We start from the raw sequence: 20276 nt of genomic DNA on the forward strand, positions 1-20276 counted from the left end.
GTGACCGAGGCAGCAGCTCAGGCGGCGCGGTCGGCCCGGCTCCGGGTCACGAAAGCGGCCGGCGAGAGCAGCTTCTGGTACATCTCGGTATAGCAGCTACCGAGCCGCATCAGCCGCTCCAGCGTCTCGCGCAGGTAGCGGCTCTGAATCTCCACCACTTGGCCGAGGTTCCGGGCTCGCGTCAGCTCGATCGCGACGCGCAGGTTCTCGTTCATCTGCTCGCTCGCGAGGTCGGCGAACGACCGGCCGAACGAGGCGGCGCTGTCGGTTGCGGCGCGTGCGGTCCGCCGCTCGAGCTCGCCCGCCGCCTCCATTGCCCTCTGCGCCGTCTGCAGGCTGTCGCGGACGCCGATCGAGGTCACGCGCGCACCCGCATCGGCAGCGCTACGCGCGGTCTCCGCTCCGGCCCGCACGGTAGTGGCGGCGACATCCGCGGCCTCGCTGGCCGCTTTCTTCGCCGCCGTCTCGCCGAATGCCAAGGCGCTCCTCAGTTGCTCGAGGGTGGCAGGGCCGATGCCCTTCACGTCCCTGAGCGCCTCGATGTCGGCGATCCTGCCCTGCTTCTCGCGGAGCTTCAGGATCTCGTCGGCAACCTCCGGCCTCACACCGACCTGCTCGATGAGCTGCTCGCGGCTTGCCGTGTTCACGTCGACTCTGGCCATGGCTGGTCTCCCTCTCGGCTGTCGGCCACCGCATGTTGCAGCGCCGTATCGTCCATACCGCGCTGCAACATGCGATTGTCGGCGAGGTTCCCCTCCGGATCCTCGTCGAGAGTCGCGAACGACTGGCGGACGAGGCTGCAGAGCTCGTGGCCCAGATCGAACGGCACGATGGCGACGTCGATGGTCCAGCTCCAGCCGGAGCGGAGCCGCTCGCGCCGCCAGAGCGCCAGCACCCGCTCGTCTCCTTCGGCCAGCACCACGGCCGCGAGCTGATCGTGCGGGCCGAGAGGGGCCTGACCCAGCATCGCCGTGCCGTCGGCGTCGAAAGCCAGGAGCTTCGGGTTGGCGAGCCGGGGCTCGATTTCGTCGATCAGCCGTATCACGAACGCCCGCTCTGCGATCGGCACCCGGAGCTGCCAGGCTCGCCCGTCCGCCTCGCGCAGCACCTCGAGGAGCAGCTCGTCACGCTCGACGAGGCGATAGGCGCGGAACTCTCCGTGATCACCGACCGTCGCACGCACGAGCACCCTCGGAGCCATGACCTCCATCATCCGAGCCGAAACGAGCAGGTCGCTCATCCTAAGCGAGCCGGCCGCTTCTGCCTAGCGATGGATCGGAGCCGGCCGGTCTCGCTCGTGAGGCGAGAGCAACCGGTCAACTTCTGGCCCCGAGGTTGGGCTTCCGGATCAGGCAGCCTTCCCGGTGCCGGTGCCGCCGATGCTCGTCAGGCTGCGCGCGATTCTGCCGACGAGCTGCGTGCAGCGCTGCGAGCCGTCGAGCAGGCGATCGAGGCTGCCCAGCCAGTAATCGGCCTGCACCCGGACCGCTTCTTGCCAGGACTTCGCCACCGTGAGCCTCTTCCAGGCCGCCACACCGTGGTTCAGCTCGTCGGCGGCGAAGCGCATCCAGAGACTCGCGAGGTCGTCCCTGGTCTCCGGCGCCGGCACCTCCGCGGCCTTCTTTTCCATCACCTCGGTGGCAGGTTCTGCAGCCGGCTGCGGCTGTGCGGCCGCAAGGACGGGTGCTGCAGCGATCTCGGCCGCTGTCGCGGCCGTGGTCGTCAGCGACTGGATCGTGTCCGCGACGACGGACTCGAGCGGTGCTGCCTCGGCCACGATTCCGGCCGGAGCCGTGGCCGGTTCCGTCACCGCCGTCTCCGGGATCGGCTCGACGGGCGCCGCCTGGGCTGCCGCACCCGCGGTGAGCACGCTCTTGAGCTGTTCCAGCTTGGCAGCGCCGATGCCCGGCACCTCGATCAGCGCGTCGACGCCGGCGAACGGGCCTTTCGCTTCGCGGTGCTTCAGGATCGCCTCGGCGAGCGCCGGCCGGAGCCCGGCCTTCCGGACGAGCTCCTCTCGGGTTGCGGTATTGACGTCGATCCTGCCGTTCCGAGCCATGATATCCCCCTGCAGCTACGGCCGATGCCGGCCTCCCGCTCAGCCTACAAAGCTATGCTGCAACGCAGCAAGCCGTTTGTCGCAAGGAGATGCCGCGGCTCAGGCCGCGGCGTAGCCGGCCTTGTGCGTGTTGCGGCCGAGGCCGTAGTTCGGCAGGCCGATATAACGCTCGCTGGCCCACATCATGGGTGGGATGAGCGTGCCGACGATGGCGAGGAAGCCCAAGGTACCCATGCCGACCGGCCCGTTGAACAGATAGGCCGTCAGGACGAAGCCGACCTCGAACAGGAGCTTCGCCCACAGGAACTTCCAGCCCAGCTTCCTGACGAAGGTGATCGCGACCAGATCCATCACCCGGATGCCGATGCCGCTCATGATGATGAGAGCCGAGGCATAGGCGTCGATGACCAGGGCGAGGAGCATGAGCGGCATCGGCGCCAGCCAGGCGGTCGTCCAGTGCTCGAGCCCGATCACGTTCCAGAAGTCGATCAGGTAGCCGACCAGTGCCATGGTGACGAAGGTCATCAGCGGCGGGAAGCGCCGGTTCCAGACCGACCAGAGGACGAGGAAGCCGATCGTGACGGCGCTTTCGACGAAGCCGATCTTGATGAACGGCAGGCGCACCGTATCGACGATGCCGATGATCATGGCGTGCAGGGGATCGGTGCCGAGATCGGCGTCGATGAACATCTTGACGCCGAGCGAGAACAGGAGGCAACCGACCAGATAGAGGCCGAGCTGCAGCGCGGTCCAACGTCTGGCCTCGGGGAGCCAGCGCTCGAGGAGAGACGGCATCGCGAACTCCGAAGGTGGTGCCCAAGATGGGGGCTTCGTTCCGGTGAGCGGCCCGGAGCAGCACCGGCGCATGCCGCTCGGAGCAGATCGAGGATCGGCTTATTTCGAAGCCAGCCGCAGATCGATCTTAGCTTCCATGTCGGTCACCTTCAAGCTGTACTGCAGTATGGCGGACACGTGGCGAAGGGTCGCCGGAGGCACGGCTGAACCGTCCGCAGGCAGGTCGGAGCGGGCCTTCTCCACACGCCTTATGGCTGCTCCGCCGCCAGAGCAGTATCTACTTATGAGCGCGACCTTGTGACCGGGCAGATTACCGCACAGGTGGATGACGGGATTTCGAAATTCTGGCAAAAGTAGCAAGCCTCATTTCGGCACCATGCACGCGACTGGACCCCATGATCGACACCAGGTCGTCCCGCGGTCTCGCTTACTGGCCAGAAACGGCCACGGAGACCGCCAGCCGGAACGGGACGTTGGCCCCGCTCCACGGCGCCTTCTTCCTCTCCGGCTTCAGCGCGCTCGTCTACCAGACGTCCTGGCAGCGGATGCTCGGGCTCTTCGCCGGCTCCGACGCGGTGGCGGCGACGCTCGTGGTGGGCTCGTTCCTGTTCGGCCTCGGCATCGGCAGCCTCGTGGGCGCCATGATCGCCGACCGGCTCTCCGCACGTGGCGCCGTCAGAGCCTTCGGCCTGTGCGAGGTCGGGATCGGCGCCTGCGCGCTCCTGAGCGGCTTCGTGCTCGAGGACGTGCTGTTCCGCTACGTGGTGCCGCTCCATCCCTCGAGCGCCACGGTCGCCTGCGTCGTGCTGGCGACCCTGTTCCTGCCGACACTCCTCATGGGAATGTCCCTGCCCTTCCTGGCGCGCGCCGCCGTGGACCGGATCGAGACCGCATCCGCCCGCATCGGCTGGCTCTACGGCGTCAACACGCTGGGGGCGGCCGCGGGCGCCTTGCTCGCGGGCTTCCTCCTGATCGGCAATCTCGGCTTCGACGGCGCCGTCGAGGTCGGGGCCCTGATCAGCCTCGGCGTGGGCGCCATAGCGCTGGTCGTATCCGGCCGCCTGCCGGGAGGAGTGGCGGTGCCGAAGCTGGACCGGCCGGCAGCGGACCGGAGCGACAGCGCGCAGCTCGTGGGCTGGAGCCTCGCCGTCTTCGTCTCGGGCTTCCTCATCATTTCGCTCGAGATCGTATGGTTCCGGCTGCTCGGCACCATGATGCAGTCGAGCCCCTACGCCTTCGCACTCGTGCTCGCGATCTTCCTTCTGGCCGATGCCGTCGGCATCGTCTGGGGCGCCAAGGTCGTGGCCCGCGTGGGTGAGCCGCGCCGGCTGTTCATGGCACAGCAGGCACTGATGGCCCTTCTGGCCCTGGGCGCGATCGTGCTGCTTCATGCCGCCAACAGCTGGCTCGACCTGCCGCAGGCGTTCGTCCTCGATACCGCCTACAAGAGCTTCGGCAAGCTCGCGGGCGAGGTTCGCACGCTGGCCTGGATCGTGCTCACGCTGATCCTGGTGTTCCCGCCCGCGTTCCTGCTCGGCATGTCGTTCCCGATCGTGCAGAAGGCGGTCCAGAACGATCTCGGCCAGGTCGGCCGCCGTGTCGGCCTGATCCAGCTCGCGAACATCCTCGGCAACACCGCCGGCGCCCTCGTCACCGGCCTCGTCCTCCTGCATCTCGTCGGCACGTCCGGCACGCTCCACGTAATCGGGATCGCCGGGCTCGTCTTCGCCTTCCTCCTCCTGCGCGAGCTGCCGGGGAACGCGACCATGGCGCTCGCCGCCGCTCTGGCGCTCGTCATCGCCGTCCTTCCCGGCAACGCCCCCCTGTGGGCCCGCATCCACGGTACCGCTCCCGAGGCGGCGCTCGTCGGCGAGGACCGGACCGGCACCGCGGTCGTCCGCAGCCGGCCCGAAGGCATCGCTCCGGGCGCTCGCGCCGACGGCACCGTCCCTCGGGATGCCTGGGTGCTCTATGTCGGCGGGCGCTGGCAGAGCCAGATGAACCCTTACGCTTCGGTTCAAGGTGCCATGGGCACCCTCGCCTCGCTCGTCCATCCCGACCCCGAGAAGGTGCTGCTGATCGGCTACGGCGGCGGCGGGGCGCTCTGGGCCAGCATGGGCAACCCGCTGCTGAAGCGGATCGAGGTGGTCGAAATCGTCCGGCCCGTGGTCTCGGTCATGCGCGCCTACGGCGAGCTTCACGACGGGGTCGTGCCGCGGCTGTTCCACGATCCGCGCGTGCGCGTCTCGATCGGCGACGGCCGCCACAAGCTCCTGACCGATCCCGAGCTGTACGACGTGATCCTGGCCGAGGCGATCGTGCCCAAGGCGGCGCACAGCGGGGCGCTGTTCTCGCGGGAGTTCTTCGAGCAGGTGCGCAGCCGGCTGAAGCCGGGCGGCATCGCCGTCGAATGGGCAGCGACCGGGCGCGTGGTCGACACGTTCCGTCAGGTCTTCCCTTATGGCGTGCGTGTCGGCGGCGCTCTGATCGGCAGCAACCAGCCCTTCCCGTTCTCGCTCGACGAGGTCGCCGCCAGGCTCCGCGCGAGCCCCACCCGCGAGCATCTGAACGAAGGCGGCTGGGACCCCGAGGAGCTCGTCGCCTGGCTGTCCTCGCGGCCGGTCGAGAGCTGGAGCCCGGAGAATCCGCCGCCCAAGGCCCACGACATCAACACCGACCTGTTCCCCAAGGACGAGTACTTCCTCAACAATCCCGCGTCCCCCTCCTGACGCGTCACGGTGCCGTCGCCCTTGCGGGCGACGGCCGGGCGCTGCATAAGTCCGGCGCCATGTCGAGCGAACCCCTGGGCTTCCGCCACAAGCACCTTCTCGGGATCGAGGGCCTGCAGCCGTTCGAGATCCGAGACCTCCTGGATCGGGCCGACGGCTTCGTGGACCTCAACCGCCGGGCCGACAAGAAGCTGCAGCTCCTGAAAGGCCTGACTCAGATCAACCTGTTCTTCGAGAGCTCGACCCGAACCCAGACGAGCTTCGAGCTGGCCGGCAAGCGGCTCGGGGCCGACGTCGTCAACATGTCGGTGGCGAGCTCGTCCATGAAGAAGGGCGAGACGCTGATCGACACGGCGATGACCCTCAACGCCATGCACCCCGACGTCCTGGTGGTGCGCCATCAGGACAGCGGGGCGGTGGCGCTCCTCGCCCGCCACGTGCGCTGTGCGGTCATCAACGCCGGCGACGGCGCCCACGAGCACCCCACACAGGCCCTTCTCGATGCCCTCACCATCCGCCGCCGCAAGGGCCGGATCGAGGGCCTCACGGTCGCGATCTGCGGCGACATCCTGCACAGCCGGGTGGCGCGCTCCAACATCCTCCTGCTCTTGGCGATGGGGGCGCGCGTGCGGGTGGTGGCGCCCACGACGCTCTTGCCCGCCGGGATCGCGAGCTTCGGCGTGGACGTGTTCACCGACATGCAGCGCGGGCTCGAGGACGCCGACATCGTCATGATGCTGCGCCTGCAGATGGAGCGGATGCAGGGCAGCTTCGTGCCATCGCTCTCCGAATATTTCCATTTCTACGGCCTCACCTACGACAAGCTGCGTGCCGCGAAGCCGGATGCCCTCATCATGCACCCCGGGCCGATGAACCGCGGTGTGGAGATCGATGGCGTCGTGGCCGACGACATCGACCGGAGCGCCATCCTGGACCAGGTCGAGATGGGGGTCGCCGTGCGGATGGCGGTGCTCGACGTGCTCACCCGCCATCTGCGGGGGGAGGCCGCATGATCCGGCCGGTCCTCATCGTCAACGCCCGGCTGCTCGATCCCGCGAGCGGGCTCGACGCCAAGGGCGGACTCCTCGCCGTGGGCGGGCGGATCGCCGAGGTCGGCCCCGCCGTCACGGCCGCCATGGCGCCGGGCGGGGCCGAGGTGATCGACGCCAAGGGCCTGTGCCTGGCACCCGGCCTCGTCGACATGCGGGTCCAGCTCGGCGAGCCCGGTGCGGAGCATAAAGAGCGGATCGACAGCGGTGCCTTGGCCGCGGCCGCGGGCGGGGTCACGAGCATGGCGGTCCTGCCCAACACCGACCCGCCGATCGACGATCCGGCGATGGTCGAGTTCGTGGCGCGGCGTGCCCGGCAGGTGAAGCTCGGCAAGGTCTACCCTTACGCCGCGATCACCAAGCGCATCGAGGGCGAGGAGCTGGCCGAGATCGGCCTTCTCAAGGCTGCAGGAGCCGTCGCGTTCACCGACGGCGAGCGGGCGCTCGCCAATGCACGCGTGATGCGCCGGGCACTGGCCTATGCCGCCTGCTTCGATGCGCTCATCGTCCAGCACCCCGAGGAGCCGACCCTGGCCGAGCACGGGGTCATGAACGAAGGCCCGCTCGCCTCGCGTCTCGGCCTTGCCGGCATCAGCCCCGCCGCCGAGGCGATCATGGTCGAGCGCGACCTGCGCCTGCTGGAGCTCTCCGATTCCGCCCGGCTGCACTTCGCCCACGTCTCGACCAGGGAGGCGATCCAGGCGATCCGCGCCGCCAAGGCCAGGGGCCTGCGCGTCACCTGCGATACCGCGCCCCATTACCTCGCCCTCAACGAGCTCGAGGTCGAGGGCTATCGCACCTTCGCCAAGGTCTCGCCGCCGCTGCGGAGCGAGGACGACCGCCGGGCGGTGGTGGAAGGCCTCAAGGATGGCACGATCGATGCGATCGCGAGCGACCACTGCCCGCAGGACCAGGACAGCAAGCGCCTGCCCTTTGCCCAGGCCGCCTTCGGCGTCATCGGCGTGCAGACCATGCTGCCGGTGTGCCTGCGGCTGTTCCACGAGGGCGAGCTCGGCCTGCTGCCGCTCTTACGCACCATGACCGAGGCCCCGGCGCGGATTCTGGGACTCGAGGCCGGGCGGCTCCAGAAGGGTGCGCCTGCGGATCTCGTCCTGTTCGACCCCGAGGCACCCTGGAAGATCACCGAGGCCAGTCTCAAGAGCCTGTCCAAGAACACGGCCTTCGAGGGTCGTCTGGTCGAGGGCCGGGTCGTGCGCACGCTGGTCGACGGCCGCACCGTCTTCCACGACGAGGCCGTGGCCTGAGCCGTCCGGGGCAAGATGGCGCAGCGCCGGCCGCCGCTTGCCGATCACGTGCCGGCGCTGGCGTGCTAGCTTCGGCGAGCGGCGGAACGGGCGGTGGGCCGGCATGGACAAAGCGGGCAGCTTTCTCAAGGACCGGTTCATCGAGCGGGTGATCCTTTTGGCCCTGCTCGCCTTCCTCGCTTTCGCCTGCCTCAACATCGTCCGCCCGTTCATCGGGCCGCTCTTATGGGGCATCATCATCACGGTCTCGACCTGGCCGCTCTACCGCTGGCTCGCCCAGCGTCTGGGCGAGCGCCGGAAGGTCGCCGCCACCATCATGTCGGTGGGCCTGGTCGTGATCCTGGTCGTGCCGATCTCGATGCTGGTGAGCTCGCTCGCCGAAGGCATCACGGCGCTGGCGGGCCTCTTGCGCGACCTCACCACCGTTCACCTGCCGCCGCCGCCCGACTGGCTGCGGGAGCTGCCCGTGATCGGGCCGCCGCTGGACGAGCGCTGGCGCGAGGCCATGGTCGACCTGCCGGCGGCGCTCGAGCGGCTGCGGCCCTATATCGGCACCGCCGCGAGCCTGGCCCTCTCCTGGGGGGCGGATCTCGGCGTCGCCGCCATCCAGTTCATGATCGCCGTGATCATCGCCGCCATCCTCTACGTCACCGGTGAGAGCGCCACGGACGTGCTGCGCCGTTTCGTGGCCCGGATCGGCGGCACGGATCACATCGGCCTCATCGACGTCGCCGCCCAGACCATCCGTGGCGTGGCCGCCGGCATCATCTTCACGGCCTTCATCCAGGCCGTGCTGCTGGCCCTCGGGCTGTTCGTCGTCGGCGCGCCGGGGCCGATCGTGTTGGGCTTCCTCACCTTCTTCCTCCTCGTCCTGCAGCTCCCCAACTGGCTCGTGTGGCTGCCGATCGTCGTCTGGCTCGGCTACAAGGCCGAGACCGGACTCGCGATCTTTCTCTTCGTCTGGGGCTTCTTCGTCGTCAGCACGATCGACAACTTCATCCGTCCCTACCTCATCAGCCAGGGGGCGAAGCTGCCGCTCCTCCTGATCTTCGTCGGCGTGATCGGCGGCCTGCTCGCCTACGGCTTCATCGGCCTGTTCATCGGCACGACGCTCCTCGGCGTGGGCTACACGCTGTTCCTGAGCTGGCTCGACGAGGAGCCGGCACCGCCCTGAGTGCGCGTTACGAGTGGCCCGGCTTTGCCTTTCCGGGCCGCCGCGTGCTAGGAGCAGGGCAAGCGGCGGATGGGCAGCTTCGGAGACCAAGGAATGATCGAGCCCTCGGGCGGCTGGTGGCCGCTGGCGCTGGCCCTCCTCATCGGGTACGTGCTGGGCTCGATCCCGTTCGGGCTGGTCCTGACCCGGCTCACCGGTGCCGGCGACATCCGCCGGATCGGCTCGGGCAACATCGGCGCCACCAACGTGCTGCGCACCGGCAGGAAGGGCCTCGCCCTCGCCACGCTTCTGCTCGATGCCGCCAAGGGCGGATTGCCCGTAGCACTCGCCCTCGCCTGGGCCGGGCCGGAAGCCGCGGCCGTGGCAGGGGCCGGCGCCATCGTCGGCCACTGCTTCCCGGTCTGGCTCGGCTTCAAGGGCGGCAAGGGTGTCGCCACCGCGGCGGGCGTGGTCCTGGTCCTCACCCCGCTCGTCCTCGTCCTGATCCTCGTCGCCTTCGTCGCCATCGTCTGGGCGACGCGCTGGGTGTCTCTGGGCTCGATCACCGCAGCGGCGCTCGCTCCGATCGTGGCCTGGCTCGTGGGCGATCCGACAGCGGCCGGGCTCTACGTCCTGATCGCGGCGATCGTGATCCTGAAGCACCGCGAGAACATCGGCCGCCTCCTGCGCGGCCAGGAGAACCGGCTGAGCTTCGGCGGCAGGCCCGCCTCATGAGGATCTGCGCGCATTGACGTGCCAGATGTGCCAGTGCTTCGCCTCGCCCATGGGCGTCACACTGTCCGTCTCCTCCTCTTCCAGATGCTCGACCGTGAAGGGTGCGAGCAGCGCATCGAGCCCGTCTCTGGTCACGAAGCTCGTCTCGGGCCGTGCGGCCCAACTGTCGCGCGGGCCCAGGAGCTGACCCGCAAACCGGCCGCCCGGCCGGAGTGCCGTGACGATGCCGGACCACAAGGCCGGGAAGTGCGCAGGCGGGCAGGCGAACAGCGAGAACGAGGCGTTGACGAGATCGCAAGGAGGAAGGGGCGTGTCCTCGAACCGGCCGAGCACGGCCGTGAGGCCCTCGAGCCCTTCGGCCGCGGCCTGCCGCTGCAGCCGGGCGAGCCCCTCGGCCTCGCTGTCGAGCGCCCAGACCCGCCAGCCGGCGCGCAGGAGCGGCAGCGCGTCCCGCCCGCTGCCGCAGCCGAGATCGACCGCGAGCCCGCCGGCACCCAGACCCTCGCGCGCGAACGCCGCGAGCGCTCGCAGCAGCGTCGGCCGCGGCGGACGGCCTTCGGTGGCGCAATAATAGCGCTGCCAGTCGCGGGAAGGCGTCGTCGCACCCTCATCGGAGGTCTCGCTGTCGGACATCGCGTGATCCTGCCGCGTTCGCTGTGCCGTCGGCCTCATCTTCGGCCAGACGGTGGCGGGCCGCAACGCGGTCCGGCCGCCGTCGACATCTCGTCGATGGCACGATAGCCTCGCGGCCGGTGCGACGGCCTGCCGGCCGCGCGGGAACGATCGGCCGGCCCGTGGCGGGCGGCAGCCGAGAGGGAGGCAGGACATGACCGACGAGCTCGTCTTCTACACCCATCCGATGTCGCGCGGGCGCATCGTGCGCTGGATGCTGGAGGAGATCGGGCGACCTTACCGCACCGAGCTTCTGGAGTACGGCACCACGATGAAGGCACCGGCCTATCGGGCGATCAACCCGATGGGCAAGGTGCCGGCGATCCGCCACGGCGAGGTGGTGGTGACCGAGACGGCCGCGATCTGCGCCTATCTCGCCGACACGTTCCCGGAAGCCGGGCTGGCGCCTCCGCCCGGCGACCGGCGGCGCGGGCCTTATTACCGCTGGCTGTTCTTCGCCGCCGGTCCGCTCGAGGCCGCGGCGACGAACCGGATGCTCGGCGTCGTGGTGCCGGAGGAGCGCCGCGGCATGGTGGGCTGCGGCTCGCTCGAGGAGGTGACGGACGCACTGGAGCAGGCAGTCTCGGGCAGCGACTACATCGCCGGCGACCGCTTCACCGCGGCCGACGTCTATGTCGGCGCCCACATCGGCTGGGGGATGGCGTCCGGCTCGCTCGAGCGGCGGCCGGCTTTCGAGCGCTATTGGGAGCGGGTCGGCAATCGCCCGGCAGCGATACGGGCACGCGCGATCGACGACGCGCCGATGCCGGCCCAGGTGCAGCCGGCGGGTTGAAGGGCGCGGTCGGCATCTCGCTTCACGCCCTCGCGGGGGCGACGCCAATGGCGTGCCGAAGATCCGGATGACCGGGAAGGTTTCAATCCACGCCCCCTCTGCACAGCGGAAGGCGACTGCGTTCATCTGACCGTAACACATTGTCGGGCAGCAGAAAATCGACTCGGGCGCGCGAACTGCGCGCGATGGCTCGATGCCGGACCGGGAACGAGAAAGAGCGTGTCGCCGGCAAGTACTTGAGAAACCGGCGGCTTCCCGGGACCCGGCCGGATGCTTCGGATTCGCGCAAGGCGCCTCAGAGCACGAGCGGGCCGTCGAGATCGAGCTCCGGCTTGGCGCCGACGTGCTCGACGCGGCGCCTCCCGCTGCTGCCGAGATAGTAGAAGCGCAGCGAGTCGGCCTTCGGGTCGATCTCGGCCACGAGGCGGGCCTTGAGCGCCACCCATTGCGCCGGATCGACGTCGCACTCGAAGACCGAGAGCTGGACGCGCTGGCCCCAGTCCTTGCAGGCGTTGGCCACGCGGCGCAGGCGCCGGCGGCCGGCGGCGGTCTCGGTGCTGACGTCGTAGGTCACGAGGACCAGCAAGGCCGCTATCTCCAGACGAAGGGCGGGTAGGCGTCGAGCTCGCCGCGGAGATGGCGGGCGAGAAGCTGGGCCTGGAGCTGCGGCATCAGGCCCATGGGCGCTTTCTCCTGCAAGTAGGGATGGAGAAGCTCCTCCTTCTTGCGCTCCTGGAAGGCGACGAGGAGGGTCTTGCGCGCCTCCTCGGTCAGCAGCACCGCCCCGTTTTCCAGGCGGCGGAAGTCCCCGGCCGCGAGCTGGCGCCGGTTGACGAGGGAAAGGGCCAGGCGGTCGGCCAGGACGGGACGGAACTCCTCGAGCAGGTCGAGGGCGAGCGACGGGCGGCCGGGGCGGTCGCGGTGAAGGAAGCCGATCGCCGGGTCGAGGCCGAAGGTCTCGAGCGCGGAGCGGCAGTCGTGGGTGAGGAGCGTGTAGAGGAAGGAGAGGAGCGCGTTGACCGGGTCGAGCGGCGGGCGGCGCGAACGGCCGCGGAAGCGGAACAGGGGCTCGTCGGCGCGGATCAGGTGATCGAAGACGGCGAAGTAGGCGGCCGCCGCCTCGCCTTCGAGGCCGCGTAGAGCATCGGCCCCCTGGTCTTTCTCGGCGCGGCGGGCGATGTCGGTCAGGCGGCGCTCGGCCGCCTCGACCGCCGCCCTTGCCTCCTCGGCCATACCGTCGCCGTGGTCGCGCAGGGCGCGGCGCAGAACGGCGCGCTGGTTCAGGGTCTTGGCGAGGACGAAGCTGCGGACGAGAGCGGCGGTGGCGGTGAGGTCGTCGCTGCGGCGGTACTGCTCCTTGCGCAAGAGAACGTTGCCGGCGACCGGGCCCTCGACGCGGGCGAGGAAGCGGCCCTGCTCGGAAAGGAAGGTGACGGTGACGCCGCTCTCGCAGCAATGGGCCAGGAGCGGCGGCGAGACGCCGACCCGGCCGAGGCAGACGAGCCCGCCCAGGAGGTGGGCGGGCACGCGGCCCTTCTCGACGCCGTCGACCTCGACGACGAGGTTGGTGCCGTCCTTCCTGAGCCAGGCGCCCTCGGTCTGGACGAAGAGCGTGTTGAGGTAGCGCCTCATGCCTTCTCCTCGACCAGACGGGCGAGCCAAGCTGCGACCTTGCGCGGCCGCTCGAACGACTTGGGCCGGCAGAGCTCGACGAGCGAGCAGGCGTCGCAGCGCTTGGGATCGTAATGCGGGGACGGGGTGATGCCGGCGGCGAGAAGGGAGCGCACGTTCTCGATCGTGCGCCGGGTGAGGACTCGAAGGTCGGCGTCGAAGGCGACGTCCTGACGGCGCCGCGTGCGGCCGTAGAAGAGGGCGCCGGCCGGGACCGGGACGGCGAACATCTCCTCGAGGCACAGGCCTTGCGCGCAGAGCTGGACCGCGTCGGCGCGGTGGGGCTTGGGGCGGCCCAGCTTATGCTCGACCGGGAAGGGCACCACACCGGTCGGTGTCGCGTGCAGCTCGACCGCGTCGGCCACACCGGCGATGCCGAGGGCATGGCTGCGCAGCGGCATGCCGGTGATGGTCTTCACCCCTTTGCGCCGCTCGCCCTTGGGCGCATGCACGGCCTCGTGGGCGAGGCGGCCCTCGGCGGTGAGCGCGTTCTCGGCCCAGACGCGCTCGAGGTGGACGAGGGCGCACTGGCGCGGGCAGACGAGCCAGTGCTGGAGGGCGGAGAGGGGGACGGGGTCGTCCTCCCCCTCGCCCGCCGCGGCCGAGGGCATCATGGCGGCTACTGGATCAGCTCGAGGATCTCCACACCTGCGGGCGGCGTGCCGACCGTCACGTCGTAGTCGTCGTAGCGCCGGGCGGGAGCGGGATCGCCCGCATCCTTGCGGCCGACCTTCACGAGGTCGAACAGCTTGTGGGCCGGGGCGTTGCCGAGCGGCTTCTCGTGGCGGAACACGATCAGCCGGCGCGCCGCCATCTCGCCGCGGGCGGCGGAGCGGTCGTGGTCGAGCATGTTCTGGAGCGCGTACCAGAACAGGTCGAGGTCGGCCTCGGAGAAGCCGGTGCGCTCGGCGAGGCTGGCGGAGACGAAGCCGTGGGCGCGGTAGAGGCCGTAAGGCACGACGTGCTTCCTGCCCATCGTGCGGATGTCGCCCTTGCTGGCCGCATCCTCCTCGGTGGTGGCGGCCATGCGGGTGATCGAGATCTCGAGCGGGACGATGGGTTCGATCGAGCGGGCGAAGGCAAGCTGGACGGGACCACGTACCTGGCCGGCGTTGTAGCCGGTGCTCATCACGGCGCCGAAGGTGCGGACATCATAAAAGTTCGCGCACATCCAGTCGGTCAGTTCGCGCGCTTTCGCCTCGTCTTTTGGCAGCTTCTTGTAGTCTTCCTTCTTCTCGTAGCTGATCTTGCATGCCTCGTAGGCGCGCTTGTGCTGGTTGTTGAGGATGGCGCGCTCGGCCATGTAGATCTCGAAGCCGGGCTGGCCCGCCTTCTCGATCTGGACGAAGTTCCGGACCTTGCGCTTCAGGCAGACGTCGGTGACGAGGCCCTGGTTGGTCTCGGGGTCGAGGCGCGGCAGGTTGCCGGCGTCGGGGTCGCCGTTCGGGTTGCCGTTCGTGACGTCGAACAGGTAGACGAACTCGTAGCGGTTCTTGAGGGCGGCCATGGGTCAGCTCTCCGAGTCGGTGTCGGTGGCGTCGGGCGAAGTCTCGTCGTCGGGCAGGCCGGATGGGCGGCCGAAGCGCTCGTGGTAGTAGCCGATGGCGAAGCGGCCCTGGTCCTCGATGCCCAGATTTCTCGGCAGCACCGTGCCGAAGCCGTCGAGGATCTGCCCCATCTCCTTCTCGAGGGCGTAGGCGAGCCCGCCGCCCCTCACCTTCCGGATGCTCGCGAGGTGATGGTTGGCGTTCCGGATCAGGAGCGGGAACACCGAGGCCGGGGTGGCCGAGGCGGCGCCGTAGTAGCGGTCGCGGATGGTGGCGTTGACGCTCCAGCCGAGCGCTGCGCGCTGGATATCCTCCAGGACCGCGAACAGGCGGCCCAGGCGGTAGCCGGGGTTGGTCTCGTCCCGATCGAGGCTCACGAGATGGTCCTCCGCTGATGACGAACTGTTGCAGCGCAGTTCACGCACGATGACGGCCTTGCAGAGCGCGACGCGACGGCCGTTCACGGCGCGGTCGGCGCGCATGCGCATGAGGGCGGCGGCGAGGAGCGCACGTGGGTAGCGGCCGCCGGTGAGCACGCTGCGGGTGAGCTCGCCCGCGAGGTGGGCCGGGACGTTCTCGGCCTTGCCCTGTGGGGCGAGCTCCATGAGCAGGCGCCAAAGCGCCGGCGGCGATCCACCCCAGGGCGACGGCTCGAGCCTGAGGTCCTGCCAGTGCTCCTGGAAGTGGCGCGTGAGATCGCCGAACGTGGTCTCGTGCCAGAAACGCATCGAGAGGCGGGCGGCATTGGGCGAGAGGCCCAGCACGTAGAAGCGCGTATCCTCGGCGATGTCGGGCCTGACTTCCCGGATGGGCCGGCCGCGCGCCATCTGCTCCAATACGTCGCGGACGGCGGCCGCCTCGCTCTTTTCGTCGGGCGGCGGGGGATCGAACAGGCCATGCACAATCACCTCGGCCTCGGGCACGTCGGCCCAGAACACGACGGTGGCGTCACCGATCCGGACGACGTTGCGGCTGCCCTTGGCGAGGAGCGCGTTGAGGGTGGCGCCGTAGCCGAAGGCGGCGGCCTCGGAGACGGGAGCGTTGGCGCCCTGCTCCTTGCCGTGGCTCGTGAAGGCGTCGAGGTTGAAGGAAACGAGGGAGGCGCCCGCGCTCTGCGCACCCATCACACCCTTGATCGCCGGGTGCAGCCGGGCGACCGGGGCGGATCGGCCGGTGACGAGGCACATGGCCTTCGGCGCGTCGGCGCTGCCGAGATACGACAGCCAGATGTCGCGCGCCGCCGGACGGTCGTGGAGGAACACGTCACCGTCGAGGCGGAAGACGAGATTGGTGTCCAGCATCTCGGGCGCGAAGGGCGGGACAGCGAAGCGTTCGGGCGACCAGCCGCGCAGGAAGGCGAGGAGCGCCTGCAGGCCCTCGTCGTCGCTGCCGACGAGTAGGTCCTCGTGCAGCTTGCGGAAGGCGGCGTGCTCCTGCGCGAGGCGTCCGCCTTCCTTGGCGCTCACGCCGAGGACATAGGAGGTCTTGTCCCAGAGAAAGTTGCTGGCGATGCCCGAGGTCCGCTTGACCCCTTGCGGCACGAGCATGGCCCGTGGCTGGGGCTTCCTGCCGGTCGTGTCCAGGAGAGGCTGCACGTCCAGGAGATTGCCCGCAGGGGAGAGGACCAGGGCGTAGGAGATCTTCTCCGAAGAATAGCCGAAAGCCGGCAGCTCGCCCTTGGCGGCGAGGCGCTCGTAGCGTGCGGCGAGGGCCTGGAGGGGACCGGTCATGCCACGACCTCCGCGGCATCCAGAGGCGGCACCTCGATGACGCCGTCCACCATCGTAGCGCGGAAGAAGCGGGATGCGCTGTCGTTGGCGTAGTCGATGTCGAGCAGCATCCAGCCGAGATCGCGCGTGCCGATCAGCGCCGGGTGGGGTGGCGGTGCCGGCTCGCCGGGCTCGATCAGGGCGAAGCTCGCCGGGAACTCGCGGCAGCCGAGGCAGGGCTGGTGGAAGCACTGGCCCTTGCGGGCGCGGCGGCTGAAGGTGTCGAGATGCTTGGCCGGGTTGTCGTCGGGGCCGGCTCTGGCGGTCAGCTCGAAATGCGCCTCGATGACGTAGGCCACGTCGCGCAGGATGGTGGCGGCGCGCTGCTGCCGGTCCTCGTCGACGAGAAGGTGCAGGCCGTCGAGGCGGCCGGCGCGCATCGCCCGCTCGGCGTTCGCGGCCGAGGCCTTGCTTCCGACCTCGTTGCGGCGGAGCGATTCGAACCGGATCGGCTTCAGCACCCGGATGCAATCGACCACCCAGCGGATCGCCGGCTTCCAGTGGATCGCCTCCAGGATGCCGCGCGCCGCCGAGGGCGTCATCACGTCGTAGGAGACCCGCTCTACCTTCATCTCGGGCCGCGTGAAGCAGGCCCATGTACCCCAGACATGGAGGCGGACGCCGTAGGTCACAGGGTCATCTCCCCCCTGCAAGCAGTCGCTCACGTTATTTCAATTTACGGTATAGTATCTCATGACATATATAATGCAACAGCTTAGAACATCAGGTCCGATGCCGTCATGAAGCTGGGGTCGTTCCAGGTGAGCCCGATGTCCGGCCGGTAGAGGTCCATGTTCGCGAGCACGGCGAGCTGGTCGGAAAAGTCCGGCTCGCGGGCTCGCACTACGGCGCCGGCGGCGATCAGCTCCGCCCTCACCCGGCGCGGCACGCCCACCGTGTAGCGTTGCAGCCGCCGCAGAAGCCCGCCGATGCGCGGCGCATACTCCAGCGCCCGGGCAAGCCGGTGGGCCTCGTCGTCCCAGGGGACGATGATCGGGACCATGACGTCCTCGATCATGCGGAACTGCCCGGCGACGGTGGCGAAGGGGAAGTCGAAGCTGCGGGTGCGCTCGTCGATGCTCACCATGATCCCGTGCGGGTCCAGGGCCACGGCCGGCTCACCCTTGAGCCGGTAGAGCTCCCGGAAGAACAGGGCGACGGCAGCGCTCGAGAGCGGGTCCTCCATCCGCCGCAAGGCCGCACGCCCGGCCGCCGCGCGCTGCGCGATCTCGGGCGGCGGACGCCGTTCCGGGCTCTCGAAGGTCTCCACCCGCCCGAGCGCCTCGCCCAGCTCGCCCTCGCGATTGCAGCGGCCGGCCGCCTGGGCGATCTGGTCGAGCCCGGCTTCGGCGCGCAGGACCAGCGGGAACGAGATGTCGACACCGGCCTCGATCAGGGAGGTAGCGACCAGCCGCACCGGTGCCCCGACCTGCAAGCGCTCGCGGATCGTGGCGAGCACGGCGCTCCGGTGCGCGGCGCACATCAGGGTCGAGAGATGGAAAGCACCTTCCTGCTCCCGGATCGCCTCGTACAGCTCGCGGGCGTGGCGGCGCACGTTCACGATGCACAAGGCCTGCCGCTCGGCCGCGAGCCGCTCAGCGAGAACATCGTCGGCGAGCGGCCCGGCGTGGGCGATCCGCACGCGGCGGAACGCTGGCTCCTGGTCCAGGCCCTCGGGTGCGAGCTCGCGCACGCCGGCGAGCCCGCCCGGAAGCTCGCCTTCCCGCAGCGCGGGCTGGGTCGCGGTCATGAGGACGATGCTGGCGCGGTAGTTCCGGGCCAGCTCGTCGATCGCGGCGACGCAGGGGAGCAGCAGGTGGAGCGGCAGCGTCTGCGCCTCGTCGAGGATGACGACGCTGTTCGCGATGTTGTGCAGCTTGCGGCAGCGGCCGCGTGTGGCGGCGAACAGGCTCTCGAAGAACTGCACGGCCGTGGTGACGACGACAGGCGCGTCCCAGTTCTCGGCCGCCTGCCGCTGCCGTTCCGCGCCGCTCGGCTCCTCCTCGTGCTCGGGGTCGTGCCGGAGCTTGTCGGGATCGAACGCGCTGTGATGCTCGAGGACGGCGTCCTCACCCAGAACCTCGCGGAACACGGCCGCCGTCTGCTCCACGATCGAGGTGAAGGGGATGACGTAGATCACGCGCGCGAGCCCGTGCTTCTCGGCATGATCGAGGGCGAAGGCGAGCGAGATGAGGGTCTTGCCGCCGCCGGTCGGCACGGTGAGCGAGAACAGGCCGGGTGCCAGGCCGGCGTTCGCGCGCACGTGCTCCTGGATGCGCCGCCGTTGCCGGTTGACCGGGGTGTCGTCGGCTTCGGCCTGCTTTCTGGCGAGCCAAGCATCGAGCTTCGGCTTCAAGCTGGCGAGATCCGGCCAAGCTTCGCGCTCGACGCCGCCGTTGACGAAGCGCTCGGTGCAGAGCCAGTCGGCATCGACCAAGCAGGAGAACAGCATCCGCGTCAGGAAGGCGCCCTGGAAGCCATGCCGGTCCGGGCGGAAGGCGAAGCCGGCCGGCGGCGACAGGCTCGCCGGCAGGGCGAGACCCAGCTCCTGCCAGCGCTCGTAAGGGGCGACTGCCTTCTTCAGCCGTGCGGCCAGGGTCGACCCTTCGGCTCCGGCCCCGTCCGGGAGGCCCGCATGGTGCCCGGCGATGGCGAAGGCGAGGAGCTTGCCGATCCGCTCGCCGTAGCGCGCATGAGCGAGCTGCGCTCCGGCCGTGGAGTGATCCGTGCTGGGTGCCTCGCCGCGCAGGTAGGCCTGGAAGCGCTCGCTGGCCTTGCCGAGGTCGTGCAAAAGGCCGAGCGTGCGCGCCAGCTCTTCGCCGCCGAAGGTGGCCGCGAAGGCACCGGCCATCGCCGCGACCTCGCCGAGGTGGCGTGCCAACGGCTCCCACTCGTCCGACGGGCGGTCCGGGCGGGTGTGGGCGTAAAGAGCATCCGGCATGCGATCCTTCCACATCGTGAGCGCACGCCGAGGGCCGTTTAGTTTCTGGGCAGAGATTATCTGCCCAACTATAAAGAGATCAAGTCGGTACGGTGTCTCTTGCTGCGCCGTTGACGTATGTACGTCAATGACCGATGAAGCCCTGCATACGGCCGTCGAGACCCAAGCCTTTCTCGCCCACTGCAAGGCTGCGGGTGTGAGCGAGGATGAGCGCAAGATCATGGTCGCCTTCCTCGCCGCCAACTCGGAGGCGGGCGATCTGATCGTCGGCACGGGTGGTGCCAGGAAGGTTCGCTTCGCCGGGCGCGGCAAAGGCAAGAGCGGCGGCTACCGTGTGATCACCTGCTTCGGCGGCGGCGCGATCCTGGTATTCCTGATCGCGCTGTTCTCGAAGGGTGAGCGGTCGGACCTGTCGCAGGCCGAGCGCAACGAGCTCCGGGTGATGCTGGGGCAGATCGAGGATGCCTACCGGAAGAGGCGCTGACATGATCAAGGCGGGCGAGAAAATCCTCGAGGGCGCGCGCCAGGCCCTTGCCTTTGCGCGCGGCGAGGCCGTGGAGGGCTTCGTCGTGCACGAGCCGCCATCGGTCGACGTGCGCGCGATCCGGCGCAAGACCGGCCTGTCGCAGGCGAAGTTCGCGGCCCGGTTCGGGTTCACGGTCGATGCCGTGCGCAACTGGGAGCAGGGTCGCCGCAAGCCGGAGGGACCGGCGCGGGTGCTGCTCAAGGTGATCGAGCGCGAGCCCGAGGCGGTCTTGCGGGCGTTGTCCTGACCGGCCGGGCCTAGCCGGCTCGAAGCGGCACCTGCGTGCCGCGATCCTGCCGCCCTTGTCCGGCAGAAGCCGATCCGGCGAGCCGCAACGGGATCGCGAGGCACGTCCCCGTCTCCGCGGCGAGGGGGGACGGCAGCCGTCGAGAAGCGGCTGGGCTGGCGATGGTTCCCACCCTCCGAGTCGGGTCCGAGATTCATGAGGAGCGCTCACGCCGGAAGATGCTCGAGCGACGCGTGGGCGAGCGCGGGGACCTTGCTCCTGCCCTGCGAGCTCCTGGGACGGGTCGGCTCCGCGAAGGTGGGCGCTCGTTCCCCGACCTCCGGAA

At 69.5% G+C, this 20276-nt stretch carries 20 protein-coding genes; 8 read left to right on the plus strand and 12 right to left on the minus strand.

The features are described from left to right. Nucleotides 1-17 precede the first annotated feature (17 nt). From U1T56_RS05895 to U1T56_RS05910, 4 genes are all read right to left on the minus strand, one after another. On the minus strand, nucleotides 18-662 hold the full coding sequence (locus U1T56_RS05895) for a helix-hairpin-helix domain-containing protein (protein ID WP_418158512.1): 645 nt from the start codon (nucleotides 660-662) through the stop codon (nucleotides 18-20). Continuing rightward, a complete protein-coding gene (locus tag U1T56_RS05900; RefSeq protein ID WP_418158513.1) occupies nucleotides 644-1201 on the minus strand; it encodes a holo-ACP synthase in 558 nt (185 codons plus the stop codon). Before U1T56_RS05900 ends, U1T56_RS05895 begins: the two co-directional genes overlap by 19 nt. Before the next feature lie 147 nt (nucleotides 1202-1348). After that, complete coding sequence (locus tag U1T56_RS05905; protein ID WP_418158514.1) at nucleotides 1349-2059, minus strand: helix-hairpin-helix domain-containing protein; 711 nt, start codon at nucleotides 2057-2059, stop codon at nucleotides 1349-1351. 99 nt (nucleotides 2060-2158) lie between these two features. Further along, nucleotides 2159-2854 (minus strand): YczE/YyaS/YitT family protein, encoded by a 696-nt coding sequence (locus U1T56_RS05910; RefSeq protein ID WP_418158515.1) that lies wholly within the window; start codon nucleotides 2852-2854, stop codon nucleotides 2159-2161. A 473-nt stretch (nucleotides 2855-3327) separates the two neighbouring features. Here U1T56_RS05910 and U1T56_RS05915 point away from each other — a divergent pair, with 473 nt between their 5' ends. From U1T56_RS05915 to plsY, 5 genes are all read left to right on the plus strand, one after another. Then, nucleotides 3328-5583, plus strand: a complete 2256-nt coding sequence (locus tag U1T56_RS05915) for a fused MFS/spermidine synthase (RefSeq protein ID WP_418158516.1) — start codon at nucleotides 3328-3330, stop codon at nucleotides 5581-5583. 59 nt (nucleotides 5584-5642) lie between these two features. Further along, nucleotides 5643-6596 (plus strand): aspartate carbamoyltransferase catalytic subunit, encoded by a 954-nt coding sequence (locus U1T56_RS05920; RefSeq protein ID WP_418158517.1) that lies wholly within the window; start codon nucleotides 5643-5645, stop codon nucleotides 6594-6596. Then, a complete protein-coding gene (gene pyrC, locus U1T56_RS05925; RefSeq protein ID WP_418158518.1) occupies nucleotides 6593-7897 on the plus strand; it encodes a dihydroorotase in 1305 nt (434 codons plus the stop codon). Before U1T56_RS05920 ends, pyrC begins: the two co-directional genes overlap by 4 nt. A gap of 103 nt (nucleotides 7898-8000) precedes the next feature. Further along, nucleotides 8001-9071 (plus strand): AI-2E family transporter, encoded by a 1071-nt coding sequence (locus U1T56_RS05930; protein ID WP_418158519.1) that lies wholly within the window; start codon nucleotides 8001-8003, stop codon nucleotides 9069-9071. Between the two features lie 93 nt (nucleotides 9072-9164). Beyond that, the gene (gene plsY, locus U1T56_RS05935; protein ID WP_418158520.1) at nucleotides 9165-9785 is read left to right on the plus strand and encodes a glycerol-3-phosphate 1-O-acyltransferase PlsY; all 621 of its coding nucleotides are present in this window, start codon (nucleotides 9165-9167) and stop codon (nucleotides 9783-9785) included. Here the strand turns inward: plsY and U1T56_RS05940 are convergent. Continuing rightward, nucleotides 9780-10418, minus strand: coding sequence for a class I SAM-dependent methyltransferase (locus U1T56_RS05940; RefSeq protein ID WP_418158521.1), 639 nt, complete (start codon nucleotides 10416-10418; stop codon nucleotides 9780-9782). The two genes, plsY and U1T56_RS05940, sit on opposite strands and share 6 nt — an antisense overlap. Nucleotides 10419-10611: 193 nt before the next feature. On the opposite strand from U1T56_RS05940, the gene U1T56_RS05945 reads away from it, so the two are divergent. Continuing rightward, complete coding sequence (locus U1T56_RS05945; protein WP_418158522.1) at nucleotides 10612-11250, plus strand: glutathione S-transferase family protein; 639 nt, start codon at nucleotides 10612-10614, stop codon at nucleotides 11248-11250. 295 nt (nucleotides 11251-11545) lie between these two features. Here U1T56_RS05945 and cas2 read toward each other — a convergent pair whose 3' ends face one another. From cas2 to cas3, 7 genes are all read right to left on the minus strand, one after another. Beyond that, a complete protein-coding gene (cas2, locus tag U1T56_RS05950) occupies nucleotides 11546-11836 on the minus strand; it encodes a CRISPR-associated endonuclease Cas2 (protein WP_418158523.1) in 291 nt (96 codons plus the stop codon). 5 nt (nucleotides 11837-11841) lie between these two features. Further along, on the minus strand, nucleotides 11842-12882 hold the full coding sequence (cas1c, locus tag U1T56_RS05955) for a type I-C CRISPR-associated endonuclease Cas1c (RefSeq protein WP_418158524.1): 1041 nt from the start codon (nucleotides 12880-12882) through the stop codon (nucleotides 11842-11844). Beyond that, nucleotides 12879-13535, minus strand: a complete 657-nt coding sequence (gene cas4 / locus U1T56_RS05960) for a CRISPR-associated protein Cas4 (protein ID WP_418158525.1) — start codon at nucleotides 13533-13535, stop codon at nucleotides 12879-12881. The genes cas1c and cas4 overlap by 4 nt, the downstream gene beginning before the upstream one ends. A gap of 5 nt (nucleotides 13536-13540) precedes the next feature. Beyond that, complete coding sequence (gene cas7c / locus U1T56_RS05965; protein ID WP_418158526.1) at nucleotides 13541-14428, minus strand: type I-C CRISPR-associated protein Cas7/Csd2; 888 nt, start codon at nucleotides 14426-14428, stop codon at nucleotides 13541-13543. A 3-nt stretch (nucleotides 14429-14431) separates the two neighbouring features. Next, a complete protein-coding gene (gene cas8c, locus U1T56_RS05970; RefSeq protein ID WP_418158527.1) occupies nucleotides 14432-16198 on the minus strand; it encodes a type I-C CRISPR-associated protein Cas8c/Csd1 in 1767 nt (588 codons plus the stop codon). Next, complete coding sequence (gene cas5c / locus U1T56_RS05975; RefSeq protein ID WP_418158528.1) at nucleotides 16195-16869, minus strand: type I-C CRISPR-associated protein Cas5c; 675 nt, start codon at nucleotides 16867-16869, stop codon at nucleotides 16195-16197. The genes cas8c and cas5c overlap by 4 nt, the downstream gene beginning before the upstream one ends. 83 nt (nucleotides 16870-16952) lie before the next feature. Beyond that, a complete protein-coding gene (gene cas3, locus U1T56_RS05980; RefSeq protein ID WP_418158529.1) occupies nucleotides 16953-19178 on the minus strand; it encodes a CRISPR-associated helicase Cas3' in 2226 nt (741 codons plus the stop codon). A gap of 127 nt (nucleotides 19179-19305) precedes the next feature. Between cas3 and U1T56_RS05985 the strand changes: the two genes are divergently transcribed. Both U1T56_RS05985 and U1T56_RS05990 read left to right on the plus strand, forming a co-directional pair. Beyond that, the gene (locus U1T56_RS05985; protein WP_418158530.1) at nucleotides 19306-19662 is read left to right on the plus strand and encodes a type II toxin-antitoxin system RelE/ParE family toxin; all 357 of its coding nucleotides are present in this window, start codon (nucleotides 19306-19308) and stop codon (nucleotides 19660-19662) included. Nucleotide 19663: 1 nt separating this feature from the next. Beyond that, nucleotides 19664-19951: a helix-turn-helix domain-containing protein gene (locus U1T56_RS05990; protein ID WP_418158531.1), complete on the plus strand. Its 288-nt coding sequence runs from the start codon at nucleotides 19664-19666 to the stop codon at nucleotides 19949-19951. Nucleotides 19952-20276 lie beyond the last annotated feature (325 nt).

This window comes from Benzoatithermus flavus, from assembly GCF_037908215.1.
GTDB lineage: Bacteria > Pseudomonadota > Alphaproteobacteria > Geminicoccales > Geminicoccaceae > Benzoatithermus > Benzoatithermus flavus.

Coding starts and splice junctions, on each gene's coding strand:
- U1T56_RS05895 (WP_418158512.1), bottom strand. CDS start 662: ATGGCCAGAGTCGACGTGAACACGGCAAGCCGCGAGCAGCTCATCGAG.
- U1T56_RS05900 (WP_418158513.1), bottom strand. CDS start 1,201: ATGGCTCCGAGGGTGCTCGTGCGTGCGACGGTCGGTGATCACGGAGAG.
- U1T56_RS05905 (WP_418158514.1), bottom strand. CDS start 2,059: ATGGCTCGGAACGGCAGGATCGACGTCAATACCGCAACCCGAGAGGAG.
- U1T56_RS05910 (WP_418158515.1), bottom strand. CDS start 2,854: ATGCCGTCTCTCCTCGAGCGCTGGCTCCCCGAGGCCAGACGTTGGACC.
- U1T56_RS05920 (WP_418158517.1), top strand. CDS start 5,643: ATGTCGAGCGAACCCCTGGGCTTCCGCCACAAGCACCTTCTCGGGATC.
- pyrC (WP_418158518.1), top strand. CDS start 6,593: ATGATCCGGCCGGTCCTCATCGTCAACGCCCGGCTGCTCGATCCCGCG.
- U1T56_RS05930 (WP_418158519.1), top strand. CDS start 8,001: ATGGACAAAGCGGGCAGCTTTCTCAAGGACCGGTTCATCGAGCGGGTG.
- plsY (WP_418158520.1), top strand. CDS start 9,165: ATGATCGAGCCCTCGGGCGGCTGGTGGCCGCTGGCGCTGGCCCTCCTC.
- U1T56_RS05940 (WP_418158521.1), bottom strand. CDS start 10,418: ATGTCCGACAGCGAGACCTCCGATGAGGGTGCGACGACGCCTTCCCGC.
- U1T56_RS05945 (WP_418158522.1), top strand. CDS start 10,612: ATGACCGACGAGCTCGTCTTCTACACCCATCCGATGTCGCGCGGGCGC.
- cas1c (WP_418158524.1), bottom strand. CDS start 12,882: ATGAGGCGCTACCTCAACACGCTCTTCGTCCAGACCGAGGGCGCCTGG.
- cas4 (WP_418158525.1), bottom strand. CDS start 13,535: ATGATGCCCTCGGCCGCGGCGGGCGAGGGGGAGGACGACCCCGTCCCC.
- cas7c (WP_418158526.1), bottom strand. CDS start 14,428: ATGGCCGCCCTCAAGAACCGCTACGAGTTCGTCTACCTGTTCGACGTC.
- cas8c (WP_418158527.1), bottom strand. CDS start 16,198: ATGACCGGTCCCCTCCAGGCCCTCGCCGCACGCTACGAGCGCCTCGCC.
- cas3 (WP_418158529.1), bottom strand. CDS start 19,178: ATGCCGGATGCTCTTTACGCCCACACCCGCCCGGACCGCCCGTCGGAC.
- U1T56_RS05985 (WP_418158530.1), top strand. CDS start 19,306: ATGACCGATGAAGCCCTGCATACGGCCGTCGAGACCCAAGCCTTTCTC.
- U1T56_RS05990 (WP_418158531.1), top strand. CDS start 19,664: ATGATCAAGGCGGGCGAGAAAATCCTCGAGGGCGCGCGCCAGGCCCTT.